The sequence below is a fragment of the Rhodoferax sp. GW822-FHT04A08 genome (assembly GCF_058801025.1).
Genome location: NZ_JBXAMW010000007.1, coordinates 123,601 through 141,109, shown reverse-complemented (window position 1 = coordinate 141,109; position 17,509 = coordinate 123,601). Strand labels below are relative to the sequence as shown.

The following is a 17,509-nucleotide window of genomic DNA, read 5'->3' as shown; positions in this document are numbered from 1 at the left end:
GTGAACGAGGAAGTGACGCGTGTTAACGTTTGCTGAACCACATCCGGCTTATGAGGCCATCGCGGTCAATGAACTGGTGCTTCAGTGCCGCAGCGGCGTGTAACAGCGCCAGGCCAATCAGGGCGTAGGCAGTGGCCAGGTGCAATGGTTTGAGGAACGCCGCCATGGCTTTGTCGGCGGCCACAAAGTCAGGCAGAGGCAGTACGCCGAATAGGACGATGGGGAATCCGACGGCTGAGCTGTAAGCCCATCCGAGCAGGGGCACAGCAAAGAACAGGATGTACAGCGCGGTATGCGAGGCGTGGTGCACATGGTGTTGCCAGGTAGGCATGGCGACCGCAATGTGTCCAGGAAGTGCGGGCGGGCGATGGGTGACACGCCATACCAGGCGAAACACCGACAGGGCCAAAAGTGTCATTCCAATCCACTTGTGCCAGTTGTAGAGCTTCAAACGAAGCGGCGAGAACGGCAGATTTGCCATGTACAGGCCGGCACCAAACATTGCCACGATGACCAAAGCCAGCACCCAATGCAGCACGATGGCTGTGGTGCTGTAGCGCTTAGGCGCCGCCGCAGGGTCTCTATTCACTGAGGTATTCAGCCGACTTTCGTGACCCTTAGAATTCAGATGGATTGCATTCATGTCATATCCCTTAATGAGATGCTTTGATGGGAACGAATGATGCAGGTCAATCCAACTTCTGAAAAGACGGTATATTGAGATGTGAACTATCTTCATATGAGATAGAAGGAGGTTTTGATGCTTGACGGCGTTTCTTTGGACCAGCTAAGGACGTTCATTGCAGCTGTTGATGAGGGGAGCTTTTCTGCTGCTGCCAGAAAGCTCAACCGTGTTCAGTCCGCAGTGAGTGGTTGGGTCAATAGCTTGGAGGAGCAAATCGGTGTGCGCCTGTTCGACCGCACTGGGAGGTTTCCGAAATTGACTCCGGAGGGCGTGCTGCTACTGGCAGATGCGCGGGCTGTCGTATCCGGAGTGAACACCTTGAAGGCCAGGGCCAAATTGATGGCTGCCGGGCTTGAGGCGGAGTTGTCTGTCGTTGTTGACGTCTTCTTTCCGACGTACGTGGTTAGTGCAACCGTCAAGGCATTTGCAGAGCGATTTCCCTTCACTCCCCTTAGACTTTTTGTGGAGGGCTTGGGGGCAGGCTACCAACCCGTGCTGGATGGCCGTTGCAGCGTTGGTATCCTGGCCGCACTGCCTGTCGCATTTCCCTCGCTTGTGAGTGAGCGTCTTGGTGAAATTCCGTTGGTTGTAGTGGCCTGCGCGAACCACCCGCTTGCCCAATTCAAGGGTCGAATTCCGCGACATGAACTTGCAAAGTATGTGCAGTTGGTTCTCACAGACCGGTCAGAGCTGATGGCTGGCCGGGACTATGGCGTGATGTCCCCTTCCACTTGGCGTTTGGCGGACTTGTCAACCAAGTACGCGTTCCTCAAGGACGGTGTCGGATGGGGCAGCATGCCTCTTCACATGATTGAGCACGACATGGATGTGGGAGAACTGGTTGCCTTGGATGTAGACGACATGCCCCGCACGGGCTACCCCCTTCCAATGTCTGCAGTCCATCAAGCGGCGGCACCTCCAGGACCTGCGGGACGGTGGTTTATTGACCATCTCAAGGGATGGCATTCGAACGACACAAAGCAGCTCAGTATTTAATTTATTGCTTGCTCGGACACACGGACCGACGGAGCTGAGCAACAGAGAGGCAGCTTTATACCCAGAAGGACTCTGGGTCGAATTGAAACGAAAGTGGTCAAAATTGATTGCTCAACAAATCCGAAGGGACCGGTCTAAAAGCGGACTTTTGCTTGTAGCTCTTTCAGCCCATTCCAGCCGCCCACCGCATCTGTCGGAAGTTCGAAAGCCGAATGTCCGGTTTCCGGCTACGAGTTTGTGGCTGCCGAATTCCGCTTAGGGCACACTGAAGGTACTCACCAACGTCAGCTTTATGGTGCTGCGTTTCGTCGAAACCTGGGACAAAAATTTCCATTCAAAACGTGACCCACGTAGGACCTACCCTACTAGTTTTTAAAGCAAGGGACTTAGGAGTGATAAACGTGGCGACATTGAATGGCGTCAGGCGTTGGGAATTGCGAGAAAGCATGTCCGTCCGCGAGATTTCCAGGCGCCCCGAGCTGCCCACCGCTTGCGGCGTGAACAACTCTGCATCAATTCACCCCGCCCGCAGTCTCTTTATCTCTTGGGGTAAAACTGTTCAGATAAGCGAAGCCACTTCTGCCACATCCTCACCCTGATCCTCTGCCTAGACTTTGCGCGGGCTCTTGGGCAGGAATGCTGCCACCAGTCCAAGCAGCGGCAGGTAGGCGATGCACTGATAGACAAAGTCAATGCTGGTGTGGTCAGCCAAGACACCCAGCACCGCAGCGCCCAGGCCCCCCATGCCAAACGCAAAACCGAAGAACATGCCGGAGATCATGCCCACTTTGCCCGGTACCAGTTCCTGCGCATAAACCAGGATGGCGGAGAAGGCCGAGGACAGAATCAGGCCGATGCCAACGGTCAGTGCGGTGGTCCAGAACAGGGAAGCATGCGGAAGCAACAGAGCAAATGGAGCCACACCCAGAATGGATACCCAGATCACCGGCTTGCGGCCAATGCGGTCTCCAATCGGCCCACCCATCACGGTGCCAATGGCCGAAGCCAGCAGAAACAGGAACAGATGCAGCTGTGCGTCCTGAACGGTGAGACCAAAGTGCTCTATCAGGTAGAAGGTATAGAAGCTGCTGATGCCTGCGAGATAGAAATACTTGGAAAAGATGAGTATCAACAGCACGGCGATGGCACCTATCACCACGTTGCGCGGGTAAGGGCTCACGACCGCGGCCTTCTTGCGCCCACTTGCAGCCATGTGGTGCGTGGCGTACCAGTTACTGACCCCGACCAGCAGAATGATGCCAAGCAAGGCGACCAGGCCAAACCATGCGACGCTGTGCTGGCCGTAGGGTGCGATCACCAGAGCAGCCAGTAGCGGGCCAATGGCGGTGCCGGTGTTGCCGCCCACCTGGAACACCGACTGGGCCAGGCCATGCTGTCCACCCGAGGCCAGGCGCGCAATGCGCGATGACTCCGGATGGAAGACGGATGAACCTACGCCCACAAATGCCGCTGCCAACAGCACAAAACTGAAGCTGGGCGCAAAGGCCAGCAGCATCAGACCGATGAGCGTGGAGGTCATGCCGAAGGGCAAGGAGTAACGCTGCGGGTGACGGTCGGTGAACACACCCACCAGCGGCTGCAATAGCGAGGCGGTCAGTTGGTAGGTCAGCGTGATCAACCCCACCTGGCTGAAGCTCAGCGAGAACTCACCTTTGAGGATGGGGTACATGGCCAGTATCAACGACTGCATCATGTCGTTGATCATGTGGGCGCTGCTGATGGCGCCCAGTATGGCGAAGGTGGGTTTGGCCTTGGGCGAGGCGGCGCGGGCTTGCTTGCCATCGAGGCTGGCGGCGTTAGTCGTCATGCGTTCACTTTCAAATGGGAAATCAGTACGGCGAGGACGGATTATGCAAAGCATGCTAACGTCCGCCTCGCGCCAAAAAACCAACAACCTTCGCCAAAAGGACATGGACCATTCCCGCAGCCCCAAAGCCCTGGAGCAGTCGCTCAGGGAGATAGAAGAGGCCCGCACACCCGTCATGGGGCGGGCCACCGACTATCCGTCCGGCTGGCATATACAGCCGCATGAGCACAGCAAGCATCAGCTGATCTATGCCGTGCAAGGCGTCATGGTGGTACGGGCCGAGGCGGGGCGCTGGGTGGTGCCTCCCACGCGCGCCATCTGGATGCTGGCTGGCATGCGCCACGAAATTCGCTGCATTGGCGAGGTGCACATGCGCAGCCTTCTGGTCATGCCCGACGCCGCACCCAAGCTGCTGGACGAGACGCAGGCCGTGGGCATATCGCCGCTGTTGCGCGAACTGATTGCAGCTGCCATGGCTGTACAGCAGCCGTATGCGTCAGGTACACACGATGGACGTGTGATGCGGCTGCTGTTGGACGAGCTGCGCGCCCTGCCCGTGCTACCACTGCATCTGCAACTACCTACCGACGCGCGTCTCCTGCAGATATGCGAACGTCTGCAAAGACGCCCACACGATGCCTCCACCATGACCGATTGGTCGCAGCGCCTGGCAGTGGATGTGAAGACCATACAGCGCCTGTTTGTGAAAGAGACCGGTATGACCTTTGGTCAGTGGCGCCAACAGGCACGCCTTCTGCGCGCGTTGGAAATGCTGGCTACGGGCGAGAGGGTGATTGAAGTTGCCATGGCACTGGGCTACGACAGCCCAAGTGCGTTTGCCACCATGTTTCGCCGGCAGTTTGGGCAAACGCCCAGCCAATTCTTCACCGCTGTGCAGGATTAGGCGAGCCCGGATCAGGGCAAGACGCCTTTGCAACGCTTCTTTCATTGAAGGCAGCCATGTGGCGTATCTGAAGAAGCACGATCGTCATGTAGCAATCGCTGAGAGTAGCTAGTACGCCGATCGACCGGCAAATATTGCCATCAAACGAGCTTTCAATAACTGGTACTAAAGTGGTATTATTAACTGACATTCACCAACTACCGGTTGTGATATCCATGGACACAAGTGATAGTTCTCCCCTGTATTTGCAGTTGGCAAGGGATCTGGCGCTAGACATTCGCGAGGGTCGCTACAGCGTTGACCAGGCGCTTCCATCCGAACGTGTGCTGGCGGAATCACTTCAGGTGTCGCGCGTTACAGCGCGCAAGGCAATTGCCGTATTGGTGGCACAAGGTCTTGTGGTGCAGCGCCAGGGCTCGGGCAACTTCATTGCCCCCTATCTGGAACAGCCTCTAGTGCGTCTTTGCAGTTTTACCGAAGAGCTGGAGCGACGCGGCTATCAGCCAAGCTCCGAGTGGTTGTTGCGCAAGGTAGGACCGGCAAACCATGACGAGCGTCAGAAGATGGGGTTGGAAGAGGGCGCACGCGTCGCGCGTCTGCACCGCGTCCGACTTGCAGACGGTGTGCGTATGGCCTTGGAGCAGAGTATTCTGCCTGTCGCCATCTTGCCGCAGCCGCAGCGCCTGGAGGGCTCGCTGTATGCGTATTTGCGCCGTTTGGGTCGTGCGCCTGTACGCGCTACACAACATGTCCGTGCCATCGGCGCAAGTGCAGAGATGGCCCATCATCTACAGATTCCGCAAGGTACCCCATTGCTGTGGGCCAGCCGTGTTGCCACTGAAACCAACGGCTGCGTCGTAGAAATCACGCAGTCCTATTGCAGAAGTGATTACTACGATTTCGTTTCCGAAATGCGTGTTTGAAGTCACATTGACTGGAGATTCCGATGTCCGAATTTGAAGGATTCATTCTCACGCCGCGCGGCTTCCTGGAGGGCCGCATGCTGACTGACACTTCGGGTCGAATCGAATCCATCAGCGGAATTGCCGTTGATGAAAGCATTGTTCGGGCTGCACGCGCATCCATTGCACTGCCGGGCTTTATCGATTTGCACGTGCACGGCGGCTCGGGGCATGACATCATGGACGGCGGTGATGCCGCAATACAGGTCAGCCGCCTGCATGCTGCGCACGGCACGACATCGCTGCTGGCGACCACCATGACAGCCCCGCAAGAAGATCTGGATGCCGCGTTTGCCGCGCTCGCAGCCGTGTGCACTGCGCGAATGCATGGCGCAGCGCGCGTGCTGGGCGTGCACTTGGAGGGGCCCTACATCAGCGAAGCCCGCCTCGGGGCTCAACCACCGTTTGCTCGGCCCGCAAATCTCGAAGAAATCAGGCGCCTGCATTCCGTCGCCCCCATTCGACTGCTTACCCTGGCGCCTGAAGTGAGCAACAACCAGGAAATGATTGTTGAACTGGTTGCCATGGGCATTCGCGTGCAACTGGGTCACACCACCGGCAGCTATGAACAGGGCGTGGCAGCACTGCGTTGCGGTGCTACCGGCTTTACCCACCTGTTCAATGCCATGTCGGCCTTGCATCACCGCGAGCCTGGCATGGTGGGTGCCGCACTGGGCCATGCAGAATATGCAGAAGTGATCCCTGATTTGTTGCATGTTCACCCGGGAGCCATCAGGGCGGCGCTGCGGGCCATTCCCAAGCTTTATTGTGTGACGGACTCCACGGCTGCAGCTGGTATGCCGGATGGCGACTACCGCCTGGGTCGCCACACGGTCACCAAATGTTTGGGCGGGGTACGCCTAGCTGACGGAACCTTGGCCGGCTCGGTTCTCACCATGGATGCCGCGTTGCGCAATATGGTGGACGCTGTAGGTCTCCGTTTGGAGGACGCATCACGGCGGGTATCCACCTATGCAGCGGAGCATCTCGGCCTGCATGACCGGGGGCGTCTGACATCGGGCGCGTGGGCCGACGTGGTAATACTCGACCGCGACTTGCAGGTGCAGCAAGTCTGGGTGGAAGGGGAAGTAGTTCGCAATGGCCTTAGCCTTCCTCTGCTTCAACACGCCGACAAGTTCAGCTAGTCGCAACATCATCGATGGCTGGCAGTATCACTGTGACCACCAGCCCCCCTTCCACATGGTTGTGCAAACGTATTTCACCGTGGTGCGCCTGAACGATATTGCGTGCAATGCCCAAGCCAAGGCCTGTTCCTGCGCGGTTCTGCTGCTGTCCATGGCTCAACCGGACATTGGGTTCAAACGCTGAAGACATGCTGGCCACGGGAATACCCGGCCCAAAATCCCGCACCTCAATCAGTGCACTGGACCCCATGCGGCTCAAGCGCAGTTGCACGCGCTTACCGTACAACACCGCGTTGTCGAGCAGATTGCTTAGCGCGCGCTCCAGCGCAAGCGGTTTGCCCAACACAGCAACCGGCAGCAGGTCACACTCCACGCGGGCGTCCGGATGAATAGGACGCCTGGCCAACCGTTCAAGCAGAGTGTCCAGTCGCACTGGCGTGACGTTCTCATGGATATCGGTGTCTTTCAAGCTTTGCAGAGCCGACTTGACCATTACATCGAGGTCATCCAGATCCTCATGGAACTCCGTGCGCAGAGTCTCGTCGTCCAGAAGTTCCGTACGCAGCTTGAGTCGCATGATGGGAGTCTTCAACCCGTGCGAGATACCCAGAAACAGCCGCTCACGGTCCACCAGATAGCCCTGGATGCGGGCCTGCATGTCATTGAATGCGCGTGCCGTACGGCGCAGCTCGGCAGTGCCGGTTTCCGGAACGGGCTCTGGCGCAATGTCGTTGCCAAATGCGTTGGCGGCAGACGCTATCCGGTTGATGGGAAGTATCAGCCCACGCACCAGCAGAACCGACAGCAATAGTACCGTTGCGAGCGTGACCAGTTGCATCAGCACCCGATCAATGGTGAGCGGATTGGCGTTGTCGAGAAAGTACGGGTCTGGCATAGGAGCGGCAAGGAACAGCCATCGACCGGGCTCGAACTCGCTCTGTACAACCAATACCGGAGCCGGGCGCGGATGCAGCAGCAAGGTCGCCTCAACCCAGGACTCCGGCAGATCTTGCACTGTGCGGCCGTCATCTGATACCTGCAATGTTTCGGGCCAGGCGAAGGCAACAGACGGTGTCTGGATATTGCCAAGGTTCTTGTGCAGCTCGCTCTGAATGACATTCACAACGGCATCAACCAGCGTGTTGCCTTCAACTGGCCGCAGCGGAACTTCCGACTTGTTCACGTTTACAAAGAAACGTGTCCCTCCCATGGTGCGTAACTGCTCAATTAGCAAGGGACGGTATTGCGGCGGCAGATCGCGGAAGAAGCGGATGCTGCCAGCCGCGTTCAGCGCAATGTGTTGACCGGCAATCAATGCTTCGGCGCGTGCGCTCTCGCGCAATTGGCGTGCCCACAGCAGGGTTCCCAGCATCTGCGCGCAGATGACACCCAGCGCCATGACCACCACGATACGGCCCAGAAGGCTGTCGGGCAGCAATCGCAAACCGCGTCGCGAACCCTCAGGCATCGCCATGGTGTGAGACTTCCGCTGAAAAGACGTAGCCACTTCCTCTTACGGTCTTGATCAAGGCGGTTTGCTTACCATCGTCCTGCAGACGCTGGCGCAAGCGGCTGATTTGCACGTCGAGCGAGCGATCCATGGGCCCCAAGTCGCGTCCCCGGGTCTGCTCCATCAGTCGGCTGCGCTCCAGCGTCTCTCCTGCATGCTCGGCAAAAAAGCGCAGCAGATTGAAGTCCATGCTGGTCAGCGCAATGGTCTGGCCGCCTTGATCGACGAGCAGCCGTTCGACCAGATCCATGGTGAAGCCAGCAAATCGCAAATAGCGAACGGGTCCGGAAGGTGTTCCCAGCTGCATGCGCCGGTGAATGGCCTTGATGCGTGCCAGCAGTTCACGCGGGTTGTATGGCTTGGCAATGTAGTCATCGGCGCCCAGTTCCAGGCCCACGATCCGATCCGTATCGTCCGCGCTTGCAGTGAGCATGATGATGGGGATGCTCGATAACCTCCGCACGGTCTGGCACAGCGTGAAGCCATCGGTGTCGGGCAGCATGACGTCGAGTATCACCAGGCTGAGTTCCTCCATGCCACGCTCGAATTCGGCAATGAAGCTGGCACCATCATGCGCAACCCGCACCGCGTACTGTTGCTTCTCCAGATAGGTCTTCAGCAGGTTTCTGGTCTTCAGATCGTCATCAACAACCAATATGGTTCGGGACATGGCGCGGGCTTTCTTAGCGCTCCATAACTGGAGTACGAATGATGGTGGCAAGGCGTCGCTGCGTTTCCAGCGTATCGCCTTTGGGGTCAGTCAGGTAGCGCCATAGCGCCTGCGCCACGGCATCCTTGATGTTCTCGTCAGCAGCCATTCTGTGCGCCAGGCTTGGCACCCGGGCGCTGGCCGGATTGGAAAACGTATCCCACGATTGGCGCGCGCAGCTATCCAGTACGGAAGGATCAATATCACGCCGCACCGGAACAGAGCCCTTGATGCGGTTGTAGGCGATTTGCGCCACCGGTCCGACCACCACTTCTGCAATTTTCTCCTGCACCGCTTCTCGCTGGCGTGGGCTTACCAGCATGGCAAAAGTATCGATGCTGTACAGATGCATGCCACTGGTGCCAGGTACTTCTATGCAACCGAAGTCCCGTGCGGGATTGGCGCCCCACGCCATCAGCTCCCCCTTGGCCCAATCACCCATGATCATCATGCCGGTGGTGTCGTTCATCAATTCGCGCGCACCTTCCGTCCAAACCCGCTCCTGCGGATTTTCACCTGCCAGGTTGCGAAGCCAGCGCAGGCGTTGAAGCGCCCGCTCCACGCGCGGATCCAGCCAGGCAGCGGAATGCCTGCGCACGATGAGATCCTGGTACAGGGTAGGGCCCGCTTCGCCAAGCAAAACGGTCTCAAAGACGGTGGCAATTTGCCATGGTTCGTCGCTCCATGCGAGTGGCCGAATGCCCGCCTGCTGTAGCTTTTGCGCAGCAACTTCAAACTGGGCCCATGTGCGCGGTGGCGCAAGTCCTATATGCGCGAACAGCCTGCGGTTGTAGAGCAGCGTATTGATGCGATGGATGCCCAAAGGAGCCGCGATCACGTCACCCTTGTAGGTCACCAGGTCCAGCACCGTGGGGAACAGGACGCTCTGCCACCGCTGCCGCTGCGCTACACCATTGAGTGGCAAAACAAGCTTGATGTCTGCCCAGTCCGTGAGCGTGGTCCCGATCAACTGTGCAACATCGGGAGGGTCGCCCATCAGCACACGGCTCTTGAGCACCTTCACTGCGGCCATGCCACCACCGCCGGGAATTGCGGCGTCCTTCCATTGCACACCCGCGAGCGCGAGCTGGCTGGCCAGCTGGTCAGCAGCTCGCCGTTCACTGCTGGACGTCCACCAGTGCAACACATCGACCGATGTGCCCGGGGTCTGCGCCATAACCGCAATCGCCGTCAGTGCAAGGGAAAACCCGAACACCAGCGAACCCCAGGCGCGAATAGAGGCTTTCATTTCATTTCGTTTTGTAACTTTATGTTGCAGGCAGACGAAGGCATGACCGTTGCCTTATTGGGAACGTTGGATAGCGCGTTAAAAAACCTGTCAGCCACTGCCGTGATAAACATAAATTTATTGAATCAAATCAATGCGTTACGCAATGTATTCGAGCTCTCTGCGGCGCATTTGAGCTTACATGGGTATCAGCATAACCTCCGCGGCACTGACGGGTAGGCGCATCCAGTGGACGCTGCATAAACCTTCAGTTCACTCCCTCAACAACTTGGAGAACGTGCGTTATGAAATCCAACCTACGCCTTGTCGCCGCAAGTGCTTTGATTCTTTGCAACACCTTGGCCCATGCCGGCAATCTCACCATTGAGAGCTGGCGCGTGGACGACAAGACCCTTTGGGAAGATGTGCTGCTACCGGCATTCAACAAGATCCATCCCGACATCACGGTGAAGTTCGCTCCCACGTCTCCACCCGAATACAACTCGGCACTGAATGCACGCCTCACCGCTGGCACTGCAGGAGACTTGATTACTTGCCGCCCATTCGATGTATCGCTGGATCTGTTCAAGAAAGGGCAGATCGACGCCTTGAACGGCGCACCCGGACTGAAGAACTTTCCCGAATCCGCGCAGGTGGCATGGCAAACGGACGATGGCAAATCCACCTACTGCATGCCGATGGCCTCCGTGATCCATGGCTTCTTCTACAACAAGAAGGTGTTTGCCGAGATGGGCCTCAAGGTACCGGAGACCGAAGCCGAATTCTTTGGTGTCCTGGACAAGATCAAGGCTGCTGGCAAGGTCGCTCCCCTGGCATTGGGCACTGCAGACCAATGGGAAACCAACCAGATCGTATTCACCAGCATTGGCGCCAACCACTGGAAGGGTGAGGAAGGTCGCAAGGCGCTGATCGCGGGCAAGAAGAAGTTCACCGATCCCGAGTTCGTCAGCACCTTCGACGTGATGGCCAAGTGGGCCCCCTATCTGCCAAAGGGCTACCAAGCCCAGACCTACGGTGACTCCCAAAATCTGTTTGGCACCGGCCGCGCAGCCATCTACCCTGCGGGCTCCTGGGACATCTCCTACTTCGAACAGAACAGCAAGGTGGACTTCGGCGCGTTCAAGCCACCGGTGCAAAAGGCGGGCGACACCTGCTACATCTCGGATCACACCGACATTGCCATGGGCATCAACAGCAAGAGCCCCAACAAGGCCGATGCGAAGGTCTTTCTGGACTGGTTGGCAAGCAAGGAGTTTGCGGACCTCTATACCAACAAGGTCACAGGTTTCTTTTCGCTGTCCAACCACAAGATTGACGTGAAGAACCCGGTAGCCAAGGAGATGATCAGCTGGCGTAATCAGTGCAAAAGCACGATCCGCCTGAACGCTCAGATCATGAGTCGTGGAACGCCCAGCATGGAAAACGAACTGTGGAACGTGGGCTCACAGGTCATCAATCTGAAGATGTCGCCCAAGGAAGCGGCGACCCAGATTCAAACTGGCTTTGCCAAGTGGTACGCGGCCGCCAAGTAGGCCTTCCTGAAGATCAGCCAACTCCCGCACCTCTTGGGGCGCGCGAGTTGGCTGGATATGGCACCCAAGTTTCCATCTGAAGGGAGTCCCCCATGCAATCGGGTTTCTCATGGCGTGTGGCGGTGTTTCTGCTGCCGGCGCTGTGCATCTACGCACTGTTCAGTGCCTTTCCACTGCTGGACACCCTGCGTCTGGGGCTGTACACCGCCAATGAAAACGGAGTACGCAGCTTCGCGGGAATGGACAACTACATCACCATTCTGCAGGACCCACAGTGGTCGCATGCCTTCTGGAATGCAATGGCCAACAACCTCAAGTTCTTTGGCATTCACATGGTCTTCCAGAATCCCATTGGACTCCTCCTGGCAGCACTGCTGTCACTGAAGAATGTGCGCTTTTCTGCCACCTACCGCACCATCTTCTTTCTTCCGACCTTGCTCTCGGTCGTGATCATCGGCTTTATCTGGCAACTGATCCTGTCGCCTTTGTGGGGAGTGTCCGAGCGTCTGCTCGGACTGCTTGGTCTGGGTGACTGGTTCGAGCCATGGCTTGGTCTGGAAAGCAGCGCACTGTTTACAGTTTCGTTGATGTCAGTCTGGCAGTACATCGGCATTCCCATGATGCTGATCTATGCCGCACTGATTGCCATACCGGAAGACATCGTGGAGGCGGCACTTGTGGAAGGGGCCACACCATGGCGCATCTTCTGGTTCATCCGCCTGCCCCTGATTCTTCCGACATTGGGCCTGGTCACCATTCTGACGTTTGTCGCCAACTTCAACGCGTTCGACCTTATCTATACCGTCAAGGGTGCCATGGCCGGCCCCAACTACAGCACCGACATCCTGGGCACCCTGTTCTATCGGACCTTCTTTGGCTACCAGTCACAAGTTGCAAGTCCAACGATGGGGGCTGCGGTAGCCACCATCATGTTCCTGGTCATTCTGTGTGGTGTGGCTGGGTATTTCCTGGCCGTTCAGCGCCGTCTGCAGCGCTTTGCACTTTGAACCCCGGACTCGTTTATGCACCGCACATCCCATCTGATTCGTCCGCGGTTTGACACCAGCCGCGTCTTTGTTCACGCAACGCTGATTGCTTACCTACTGCTGGCGTTACTGCCCGTCTTGCTGGTACTAATGAACTCGTTCAAGAGCCGCGACGCAATATTCAACGACCCGCTGGCCTGGCCAACCACCGACACGTTTTCGCTCATCGGATACACCAAAGTACTGGGGCGCTCGGACGTGATGCACTACTTTGGCAACAGCTTTGCAGTGACGGTCGCCTCGCTGTTCTTCATATTGCTGTTTGGCGCCATGGCCGCCTGGGCACTGACGGAGTACAGATTTACAGGCAACCGTTGGCTGAAATTCTTTTTCGCCTTCGGCATCATGGTTCCGATCCGGCTCGGCACGGTATCCATCCTGCAACTGATGGTGGAACTGCAGTTGGTCAACACGCTGACGGCGCTGGTGCTGGTATATGTGGCCCAAGGCCTGCCTCTGGCTGTGATGATTCTTTCGGAGTTCATGGCGCAGGTACCAAGCGAGCTCAAGGACGCCGCGCGCTGTGACGGGGTGGATGAATTTCGCATCTTCTTCAAGGTGGTAGTGCCCTTGGTGCGGCCGGCAATAGCCACGGTCGCAGTCTTCACCATGGTGCCGATCTGGAATGACCTGTGGTTCCCGCTGATTCTGGCGCCTTCCGAAAAGACCCAGACCATCACGCTGGGCATCCAGCAGTTTGTGGGGCAGTACGCCACCGACTGGAATGCCGTGCTGGCCTCCCTTTCGCTCGCCATTGTTCCAGTGGTAAGCCTCTACGCAATCTTCTCCCGTCAACTCATTCGCGGCATCACCGCGGGCGCCGTCAAATAAGGTACACACCATGGCAAGCGTTACCCTTTCCAAACTCACCAAGTCCTATGGCAACAATCCACCGGTCCTGCAGGATGTGGATCTGCATATTGAACACGGCGAACTCGTGGTACTGGTGGGCCCCAGCGGCTGCGGCAAGTCCACACTGCTGCGAATGCTATGCGGCCTGGAGTCCATCAGCAGCGGCGAACTCCGCATTGGCAACCAGGTGGTCAACGCCTTGCCACCCGCCGAACGTGGCATTGCCATGGTGTTTCAGAGCTACGCCCTGTACCCGCACATGAATGTGTACCGCAACATGGCCTTCGGCCTCAAGTTGCACGGAGCCAGCCGCAGCGATATTGACCGCCGTGTCCGTGAGGCCGCGCGTGTACTGCACATAGACCACTTGCTCGAACGCCTGCCCCGCGAGCTGTCCGGAGGACAGCGACAGCGCGTTGCGATTGGACGCGCCATTGTGCGTGAGCCACGCCTCTTTCTTTTTGACGAACCACTATCCAATCTGGATGCGGCACTGCGCGCCAAGACCCGTATCGAGCTGGCGCGCCTGCACAGGGATCTGGCCGCTACCATGGTGTACGTCACGCACGATCAGATTGAGGCCATGACATTGGGCGACAAGATCGTGGTGCTCAACGAAGGGCGCGTACAGCAGGCAGGCACTCCACTGACGCTGTACCAGCAGCCTGCCAACCGCTTTGTTGCCACTTTCATTGGCTCACCGACGATCAATTTGCTACCGGCCCGCGTGATTGATGTGAATGCGCAAGGCGTTCAGGTTCGCTTTGGCAATGGCGCCACTGCGTTTGCTACCGTTCAAGCAAGTTCGCTTCAGCCTGGCGAGACGGTGGAGATTGGTGTGCGCCCGGAGCACTGTGAAGTACTGCCCGCCGATGCACGCCCGGTGGGCAACGATCTGCTGCTGAACGTCGAGATCACCCTGGTTGAGCACCTGGGTGAATCGAATCTGCTGTATGTCCGCACCGATGACGGACAGGACCTGATACTGCGCGGAGACGGCAACGTGGAAGTCAACCTTGGCGATCATTTAATTGTTCGGGCGGCGCCACATTCACTGCATCTCTTCCGGGTAGATGGCACTGCTTGCTTGCGTCTGAATCCCGGCAACATGCGCGCCGCGCACACAAGATGAGTACGCTGGCAGTGCCGCAATCCTTGCCGGCAAATATCAGTTACTTGGCAGCCGTGGATGGTGGCGGAACCAGTACAAGAGCCCGGGTCTGGCATCGAAGTGGTGTACTCGTCGGAGAGGGGCGCGCTGGCGCTTCAGGACTGATGCAGGGTAGCGCCCAAGCCTGGGAAAACATCGCATGCGCAATACAGACGGCGACTCCAGCGGATCTCGACCCCGATTGGCAGAAACCCATCCGGACGAACACCGCTTTGGGACTGGGCCTGGCTGGTGCCAACAATCCCGTTTGGGCGGCCGACCTACTGCGGACCAATCCTGGCTACCCGCATGTGGACTTGCACTCAGACGCACTCACCGCGCTACATGGCGCACATGCAGGGTCCGCCGGCGCGCTCATCATCTGCGGCACTGGTGCCATCGGAATGGCCCAGGATGGCGATGGTGCTCTGCGCACCGTGGGTGGCTGGGGTTTTCCCAGCGGTGATGAAGGCAGCGGAGCCGATCTTGGACTTCGCGCCATACGCCTGACACAACAGGCGCTTGACGGTCGCAGGGATCCTTGCGCGCTGACGCAGGCCATCCTGCAGCATGTGGGTGGCAGTCGCGCAGCATTATTGAATTGGTGCGGTCAAGCCAACCAGAACACCTACGCCACTTGCGCCCCTCTGGTCTTTGCCATGGCGTCTAAGGACACCGCCGCGCAAGACCTGATCAAGCTGGCCGTGGACAGTCTGTGCACCATGGCAGAGGCACTGGATCACCGACATACGCTTCCATTGGTCGTTGCTGGAGGCATTGGCCAGCAGCTCGTTTCTCGACTGCCGCTTTCCGTCACCGATCGCATCGCCCGTGCACAAGGTGACGCCATGCAAGGGGCAGCGCAATTGCTGCTCAAGACATTCTGATTGCGTGAATAAATACGCCTTCGCTCTTCCTTTCATCCATTTCTCTTATGACAACCAAGATGTACCAGGAGGCTTGCGCCTCGGCCGCTCAGGTAGCTTTGCAACTGTCTTTGGACACTGACCGATATGAGGCCTTGGGAGCCGCGTTGCGCGGCTCTGCACCCACCGGCATTGTGACCATTGCGCGTGGAAGCTCGGATCATGCTGCTTCCTATTTTTCGTATCTGGTGATGTCACGCACGGGTCAGCTGGTGACGTCATTGCCAATGTCCCTGATGACGCTGTATCGGGCACCCATTGCACATCAGCGCATGCTGGCCGTATCGGTATCGCAGTCCGGCCGCAGTCCCGACTTGTATGGACCCATGCAAATGTTTACCGATGCGGGTGCAACGACCGTGGCATTGGTAAACGCCGCACAGTCTCCGCTCGCAGATGCGGTGCAATGGCCACTGGCATTGCATGCCGGCCCGGAAGAAAGTGTTGCAGCGACCAAAAGCTATATCTGCTCACTGGTCGCGGCGGCACGTCTTGCGGCGGTCTGGGGTGGCTATCTCGATTTGATAGCCGGGTTGCGGAATATTTCCTCAGCCTTGGCCACCGCCTGCTCCCTGGACTGGAGCTGCGCCCTGCCTGCACTGAGGGATGCTGACCGCCTGCTGGTCATCGGTCGCGGTCCGGGTCTGGCAATTGCCAATGAGGCGGCGCTGAAGTTCAAGGAAACCTGTGGCATTCAGGCCGAAGCATTCAGTGGTGCCGAAGTACAGCATGGACCCATGGCATTGGTAGATACGGGGTACATCATCTTGATCTTTGCACTGCGTGGCCCGGCGCAGGCCAGCCTCCTGCAAGTCGCGCGAGATATGCGCCAAAGAGGCGCCAACGTGCTGCTCGCCGCGCCTGATGATGTTGCCGAACGTGATCTGACATTGGCCACGGCAGATATTCCGGACCTTGATCCGATCGTGGCAATACAGTCCTTTTACCTGCTGGTTGAGGCAGTTTCGCGCGCGCGCGGGATTGATCCTGACGCCCCACGGCATCTTTCCAAGATCACATCCACGCTCTAGGGGCAGTCTGACTTTTGGCGGAGGCTTCCACTGCCGCCGCGTAGACCAATTCCAGCTCGAGAAGAGCGCTAGTTGAAGCAGCCCTTGACGTACTTCGAAAATTGTGTTTTCAATTGCGGAAAGAAGGTTAGACGTCCATTCAGTAGAAATTCTTGAAGGGCCATGACTCATGAGTGCGCTGTGCGTTGGCAGCAGCCTCGGACTCGCTCGTTGGAGATACATTGCGCTGTTCGGCGTATTGTTCGGCCTTGCCTGCCTCGAATGTGACGCCCAAGTCATCTTGCGACTGGCCAGGATCGAAAACGTTCCCGACCAACAGGTTGGTGCTGAAATTCTTGTAGCGGTCTACGGCAAGCTAGGTATCCAACTTCAGTTCGTAGATGGTCCGGCAAAGCGATCGTTGATTGAGTCAAGCGAAGGTCGCCTCGATGGAGAGATACAGCGCGTGCTAGCCGTACAAAGCGAATACCCCTCGCTGATCGCTGTTTCCGAACCCATCAACTACATCGAGCCAATTGCATTTACCAAATCGTTGAGCTTTGCTGTAAGTGGCTGGGACTCACTTCGTCCCTACAAGATAGGAATCGTGCGGGGCGTTGGCTCGTCAGAACGGGGAGTTTCCGGCATGCCACATGTATCTCCGACCACGACCATGGATCAGATGATGCTTATGCTCAATGCAGGCCACATCGATGTGGCAGTCAACGATCTTTTCAGCGGCATGCTTGTCTTGAATCGGCTTGGAATTCAGGCGGATATTCACCCTCTTTTCCCGATGTTGCAACATATCGAGCTATACCACTTCCTGAATGAACGACATCGTGCACTGGTGCCTCGGGTCGAAGGCGTCATTCGTCAGATGAAGTCAAGTGGTGAACTGGCCAGCTTGCGTAAGCAGATAACAGACCGCATGCTGCACCAGGAAAACAAGTAGGGTCGAAAATTTGGACCAATCGCCGCCCGAGACTTCGGGCCCAAGTGCAA

At 57.7% G+C, this 17,509-nt stretch carries 16 protein-coding genes and 1 pseudogene; 12 read left to right on the top strand and 5 right to left on the bottom strand.

The features are described 5' to 3' along the window. Positions 1-22: 22 nt before the first annotated feature. Positions 23-643 (bottom strand): cytochrome b, encoded by a 621-nt coding sequence (locus tag AC1RMF_RS15190; RefSeq protein ID WP_493142479.1) that lies wholly within the window; start codon positions 641-643, stop codon positions 23-25. A gap of 117 nt (positions 644-760) precedes the next feature. On the opposite strand from AC1RMF_RS15190, the gene AC1RMF_RS15185 reads away from it, so the two are divergent. Further along, positions 761-1,681 carry a LysR family transcriptional regulator gene (locus AC1RMF_RS15185; RefSeq protein WP_493142478.1) on the top strand — a complete coding sequence of 307 codons (921 nt, stop codon included), beginning with the start codon at positions 761-763 and terminating at the stop codon, positions 1,679-1,681. A 392-nt stretch (positions 1,682-2,073) separates the two neighbouring features. After that, positions 2,074-2,163, top strand: a pseudogene (locus AC1RMF_RS15180) (XRE family transcriptional regulator); the annotation flags it as partial. A gap of 125 nt (positions 2,164-2,288) precedes the next feature. Here AC1RMF_RS15180 and AC1RMF_RS15175 read toward each other — a convergent pair. Next, positions 2,289-3,509: an MFS transporter gene (locus tag AC1RMF_RS15175; RefSeq protein WP_342620164.1), complete on the bottom strand. Its 1,221-nt coding sequence runs from the start codon at positions 3,507-3,509 to the stop codon at positions 2,289-2,291. A 103-nt stretch (positions 3,510-3,612) separates the two neighbouring features. On the opposite strand from AC1RMF_RS15175, the gene AC1RMF_RS15170 reads away from it, so the two are divergent. The 3 genes from AC1RMF_RS15170 to nagA all read left to right on the top strand — a co-directional run bounded on the left by AC1RMF_RS15170 (position 3,613) and on the right by nagA (position 6,520). Next, positions 3,613-4,413, top strand: a complete 801-nt coding sequence (locus AC1RMF_RS15170; RefSeq protein ID WP_493142476.1) for an AraC family transcriptional regulator — start codon at positions 3,613-3,615, stop codon at positions 4,411-4,413. A gap of 215 nt (positions 4,414-4,628) precedes the next feature. Continuing rightward, entirely contained in the window at positions 4,629-5,336 is a 708-nt protein-coding gene (locus AC1RMF_RS15165; protein ID WP_342620162.1) for a GntR family transcriptional regulator, read from the top strand. A gap of 23 nt (positions 5,337-5,359) precedes the next feature. Next, a complete protein-coding gene (nagA, locus tag AC1RMF_RS15160; protein ID WP_493142474.1) occupies positions 5,360-6,520 on the top strand; it encodes an N-acetylglucosamine-6-phosphate deacetylase in 1,161 nt (386 codons plus the stop codon). Here the strand turns inward: nagA and AC1RMF_RS15155 are convergent. The 3 genes from AC1RMF_RS15155 to AC1RMF_RS15145 are packed head-to-tail and all read right to left on the bottom strand — an operon-like array spanning position 6,513 to position 9,988. Beyond that, positions 6,513-7,994, bottom strand: coding sequence for an ATP-binding protein (locus AC1RMF_RS15155; RefSeq protein WP_342620160.1), 1,482 nt, complete (start codon positions 7,992-7,994; stop codon positions 6,513-6,515). The genes nagA and AC1RMF_RS15155 overlap by 8 nt on opposite strands. After that, the gene (locus tag AC1RMF_RS15150) at positions 7,981-8,700 is read right to left on the bottom strand and encodes a response regulator (RefSeq protein WP_342620159.1); all 720 of its coding nucleotides are present in this window, start codon (positions 8,698-8,700) and stop codon (positions 7,981-7,983) included. The genes AC1RMF_RS15155 and AC1RMF_RS15150 overlap by 14 nt, the downstream gene beginning before the upstream one ends. Positions 8,701-8,713: 13 nt before the next feature. Beyond that, positions 8,714-9,988 (bottom strand): ABC transporter substrate-binding protein, encoded by a 1,275-nt coding sequence (locus AC1RMF_RS15145; RefSeq protein WP_342620158.1) that lies wholly within the window; start codon positions 9,986-9,988, stop codon positions 8,714-8,716. Between the two features lie 284 nt (positions 9,989-10,272). On the opposite strand from AC1RMF_RS15145, the gene AC1RMF_RS15140 reads away from it, so the two are divergent. The 7 genes from AC1RMF_RS15140 (at position 10,273) to AC1RMF_RS15110 (ending at position 17,459) form a co-directional block, all read left to right on the top strand. Next, positions 10,273-11,520, top strand: a complete 1,248-nt coding sequence (locus tag AC1RMF_RS15140; protein ID WP_493142472.1) for an ABC transporter substrate-binding protein — start codon at positions 10,273-10,275, stop codon at positions 11,518-11,520. Between the two features lie 92 nt (positions 11,521-11,612). Beyond that, positions 11,613-12,527: a carbohydrate ABC transporter permease gene (locus AC1RMF_RS15135; RefSeq protein ID WP_342620156.1), complete on the top strand. Its 915-nt coding sequence runs from the start codon at positions 11,613-11,615 to the stop codon at positions 12,525-12,527. Positions 12,528-12,542: 15 nt separating this feature from the next. After that, positions 12,543-13,397 (top strand): carbohydrate ABC transporter permease, encoded by an 855-nt coding sequence (locus tag AC1RMF_RS15130; RefSeq protein WP_342620155.1) that lies wholly within the window; start codon positions 12,543-12,545, stop codon positions 13,395-13,397. 10 nt (positions 13,398-13,407) lie between these two features. Beyond that, positions 13,408-14,550 carry an ABC transporter ATP-binding protein gene (locus AC1RMF_RS15125; protein WP_342620154.1) on the top strand — a complete coding sequence of 381 codons (1,143 nt, stop codon included), beginning with the start codon at positions 13,408-13,410 and terminating at the stop codon, positions 14,548-14,550. Beyond that, complete coding sequence (locus AC1RMF_RS15120; protein ID WP_342620153.1) at positions 14,547-15,455, top strand: glucosamine kinase nucleotide-binding domain-containing protein; 909 nt, start codon at positions 14,547-14,549, stop codon at positions 15,453-15,455. The genes AC1RMF_RS15125 and AC1RMF_RS15120 overlap by 4 nt, the downstream gene beginning before the upstream one ends. 47 nt (positions 15,456-15,502) lie before the next feature. Then, positions 15,503-16,525, top strand: coding sequence for an SIS domain-containing protein (locus AC1RMF_RS15115; RefSeq protein ID WP_342620152.1), 1,023 nt, complete (start codon positions 15,503-15,505; stop codon positions 16,523-16,525). Positions 16,526-16,694: 169 nt separating this feature from the next. After that, positions 16,695-17,459 carry a substrate-binding periplasmic protein gene (locus AC1RMF_RS15110; protein ID WP_342620151.1) on the top strand — a complete coding sequence of 255 codons (765 nt, stop codon included), beginning with the start codon at positions 16,695-16,697 and terminating at the stop codon, positions 17,457-17,459. Positions 17,460-17,509 lie beyond the last annotated feature (50 nt).

Bases quoted from the DNA above. Each gene is read 5' to 3' on its own strand.
- AC1RMF_RS15190 (WP_493142479.1), bottom strand. From the start codon at position 643: ATGAATGCAATCCATCTGAATTCTAAGGGTCACGAAAGTCGGCTGAAT.
- AC1RMF_RS15185 (WP_493142478.1), top strand. From the start codon at position 761: ATGCTTGACGGCGTTTCTTTGGACCAGCTAAGGACGTTCATTGCAGCT.
- AC1RMF_RS15175 (WP_342620164.1), bottom strand. From the start codon at position 3,509: ATGACGACTAACGCCGCCAGCCTCGATGGCAAGCAAGCCCGCGCCGCC.
- AC1RMF_RS15170 (WP_493142476.1), top strand. From the start codon at position 3,613: ATGGACCATTCCCGCAGCCCCAAAGCCCTGGAGCAGTCGCTCAGGGAG.
- AC1RMF_RS15165 (WP_342620162.1), top strand. From the start codon at position 4,629: ATGGACACAAGTGATAGTTCTCCCCTGTATTTGCAGTTGGCAAGGGAT.
- nagA (WP_493142474.1), top strand. From the start codon at position 5,360: ATGTCCGAATTTGAAGGATTCATTCTCACGCCGCGCGGCTTCCTGGAG.
- AC1RMF_RS15155 (WP_342620160.1), bottom strand. From the start codon at position 7,994: ATGGCGATGCCTGAGGGTTCGCGACGCGGTTTGCGATTGCTGCCCGAC.
- AC1RMF_RS15150 (WP_342620159.1), bottom strand. From the start codon at position 8,700: ATGTCCCGAACCATATTGGTTGTTGATGACGATCTGAAGACCAGAAAC.
- AC1RMF_RS15145 (WP_342620158.1), bottom strand. From the start codon at position 9,988: ATGAAAGCCTCTATTCGCGCCTGGGGTTCGCTGGTGTTCGGGTTTTCC.
- AC1RMF_RS15140 (WP_493142472.1), top strand. From the start codon at position 10,273: ATGAAATCCAACCTACGCCTTGTCGCCGCAAGTGCTTTGATTCTTTGC.
- AC1RMF_RS15135 (WP_342620156.1), top strand. From the start codon at position 11,613: ATGCAATCGGGTTTCTCATGGCGTGTGGCGGTGTTTCTGCTGCCGGCG.
- AC1RMF_RS15130 (WP_342620155.1), top strand. From the start codon at position 12,543: ATGCACCGCACATCCCATCTGATTCGTCCGCGGTTTGACACCAGCCGC.
- AC1RMF_RS15125 (WP_342620154.1), top strand. From the start codon at position 13,408: ATGGCAAGCGTTACCCTTTCCAAACTCACCAAGTCCTATGGCAACAAT.
- AC1RMF_RS15120 (WP_342620153.1), top strand. From the start codon at position 14,547: ATGAGTACGCTGGCAGTGCCGCAATCCTTGCCGGCAAATATCAGTTAC.
- AC1RMF_RS15115 (WP_342620152.1), top strand. From the start codon at position 15,503: ATGACAACCAAGATGTACCAGGAGGCTTGCGCCTCGGCCGCTCAGGTA.
- AC1RMF_RS15110 (WP_342620151.1), top strand. From the start codon at position 16,695: ATGAGTGCGCTGTGCGTTGGCAGCAGCCTCGGACTCGCTCGTTGGAGA.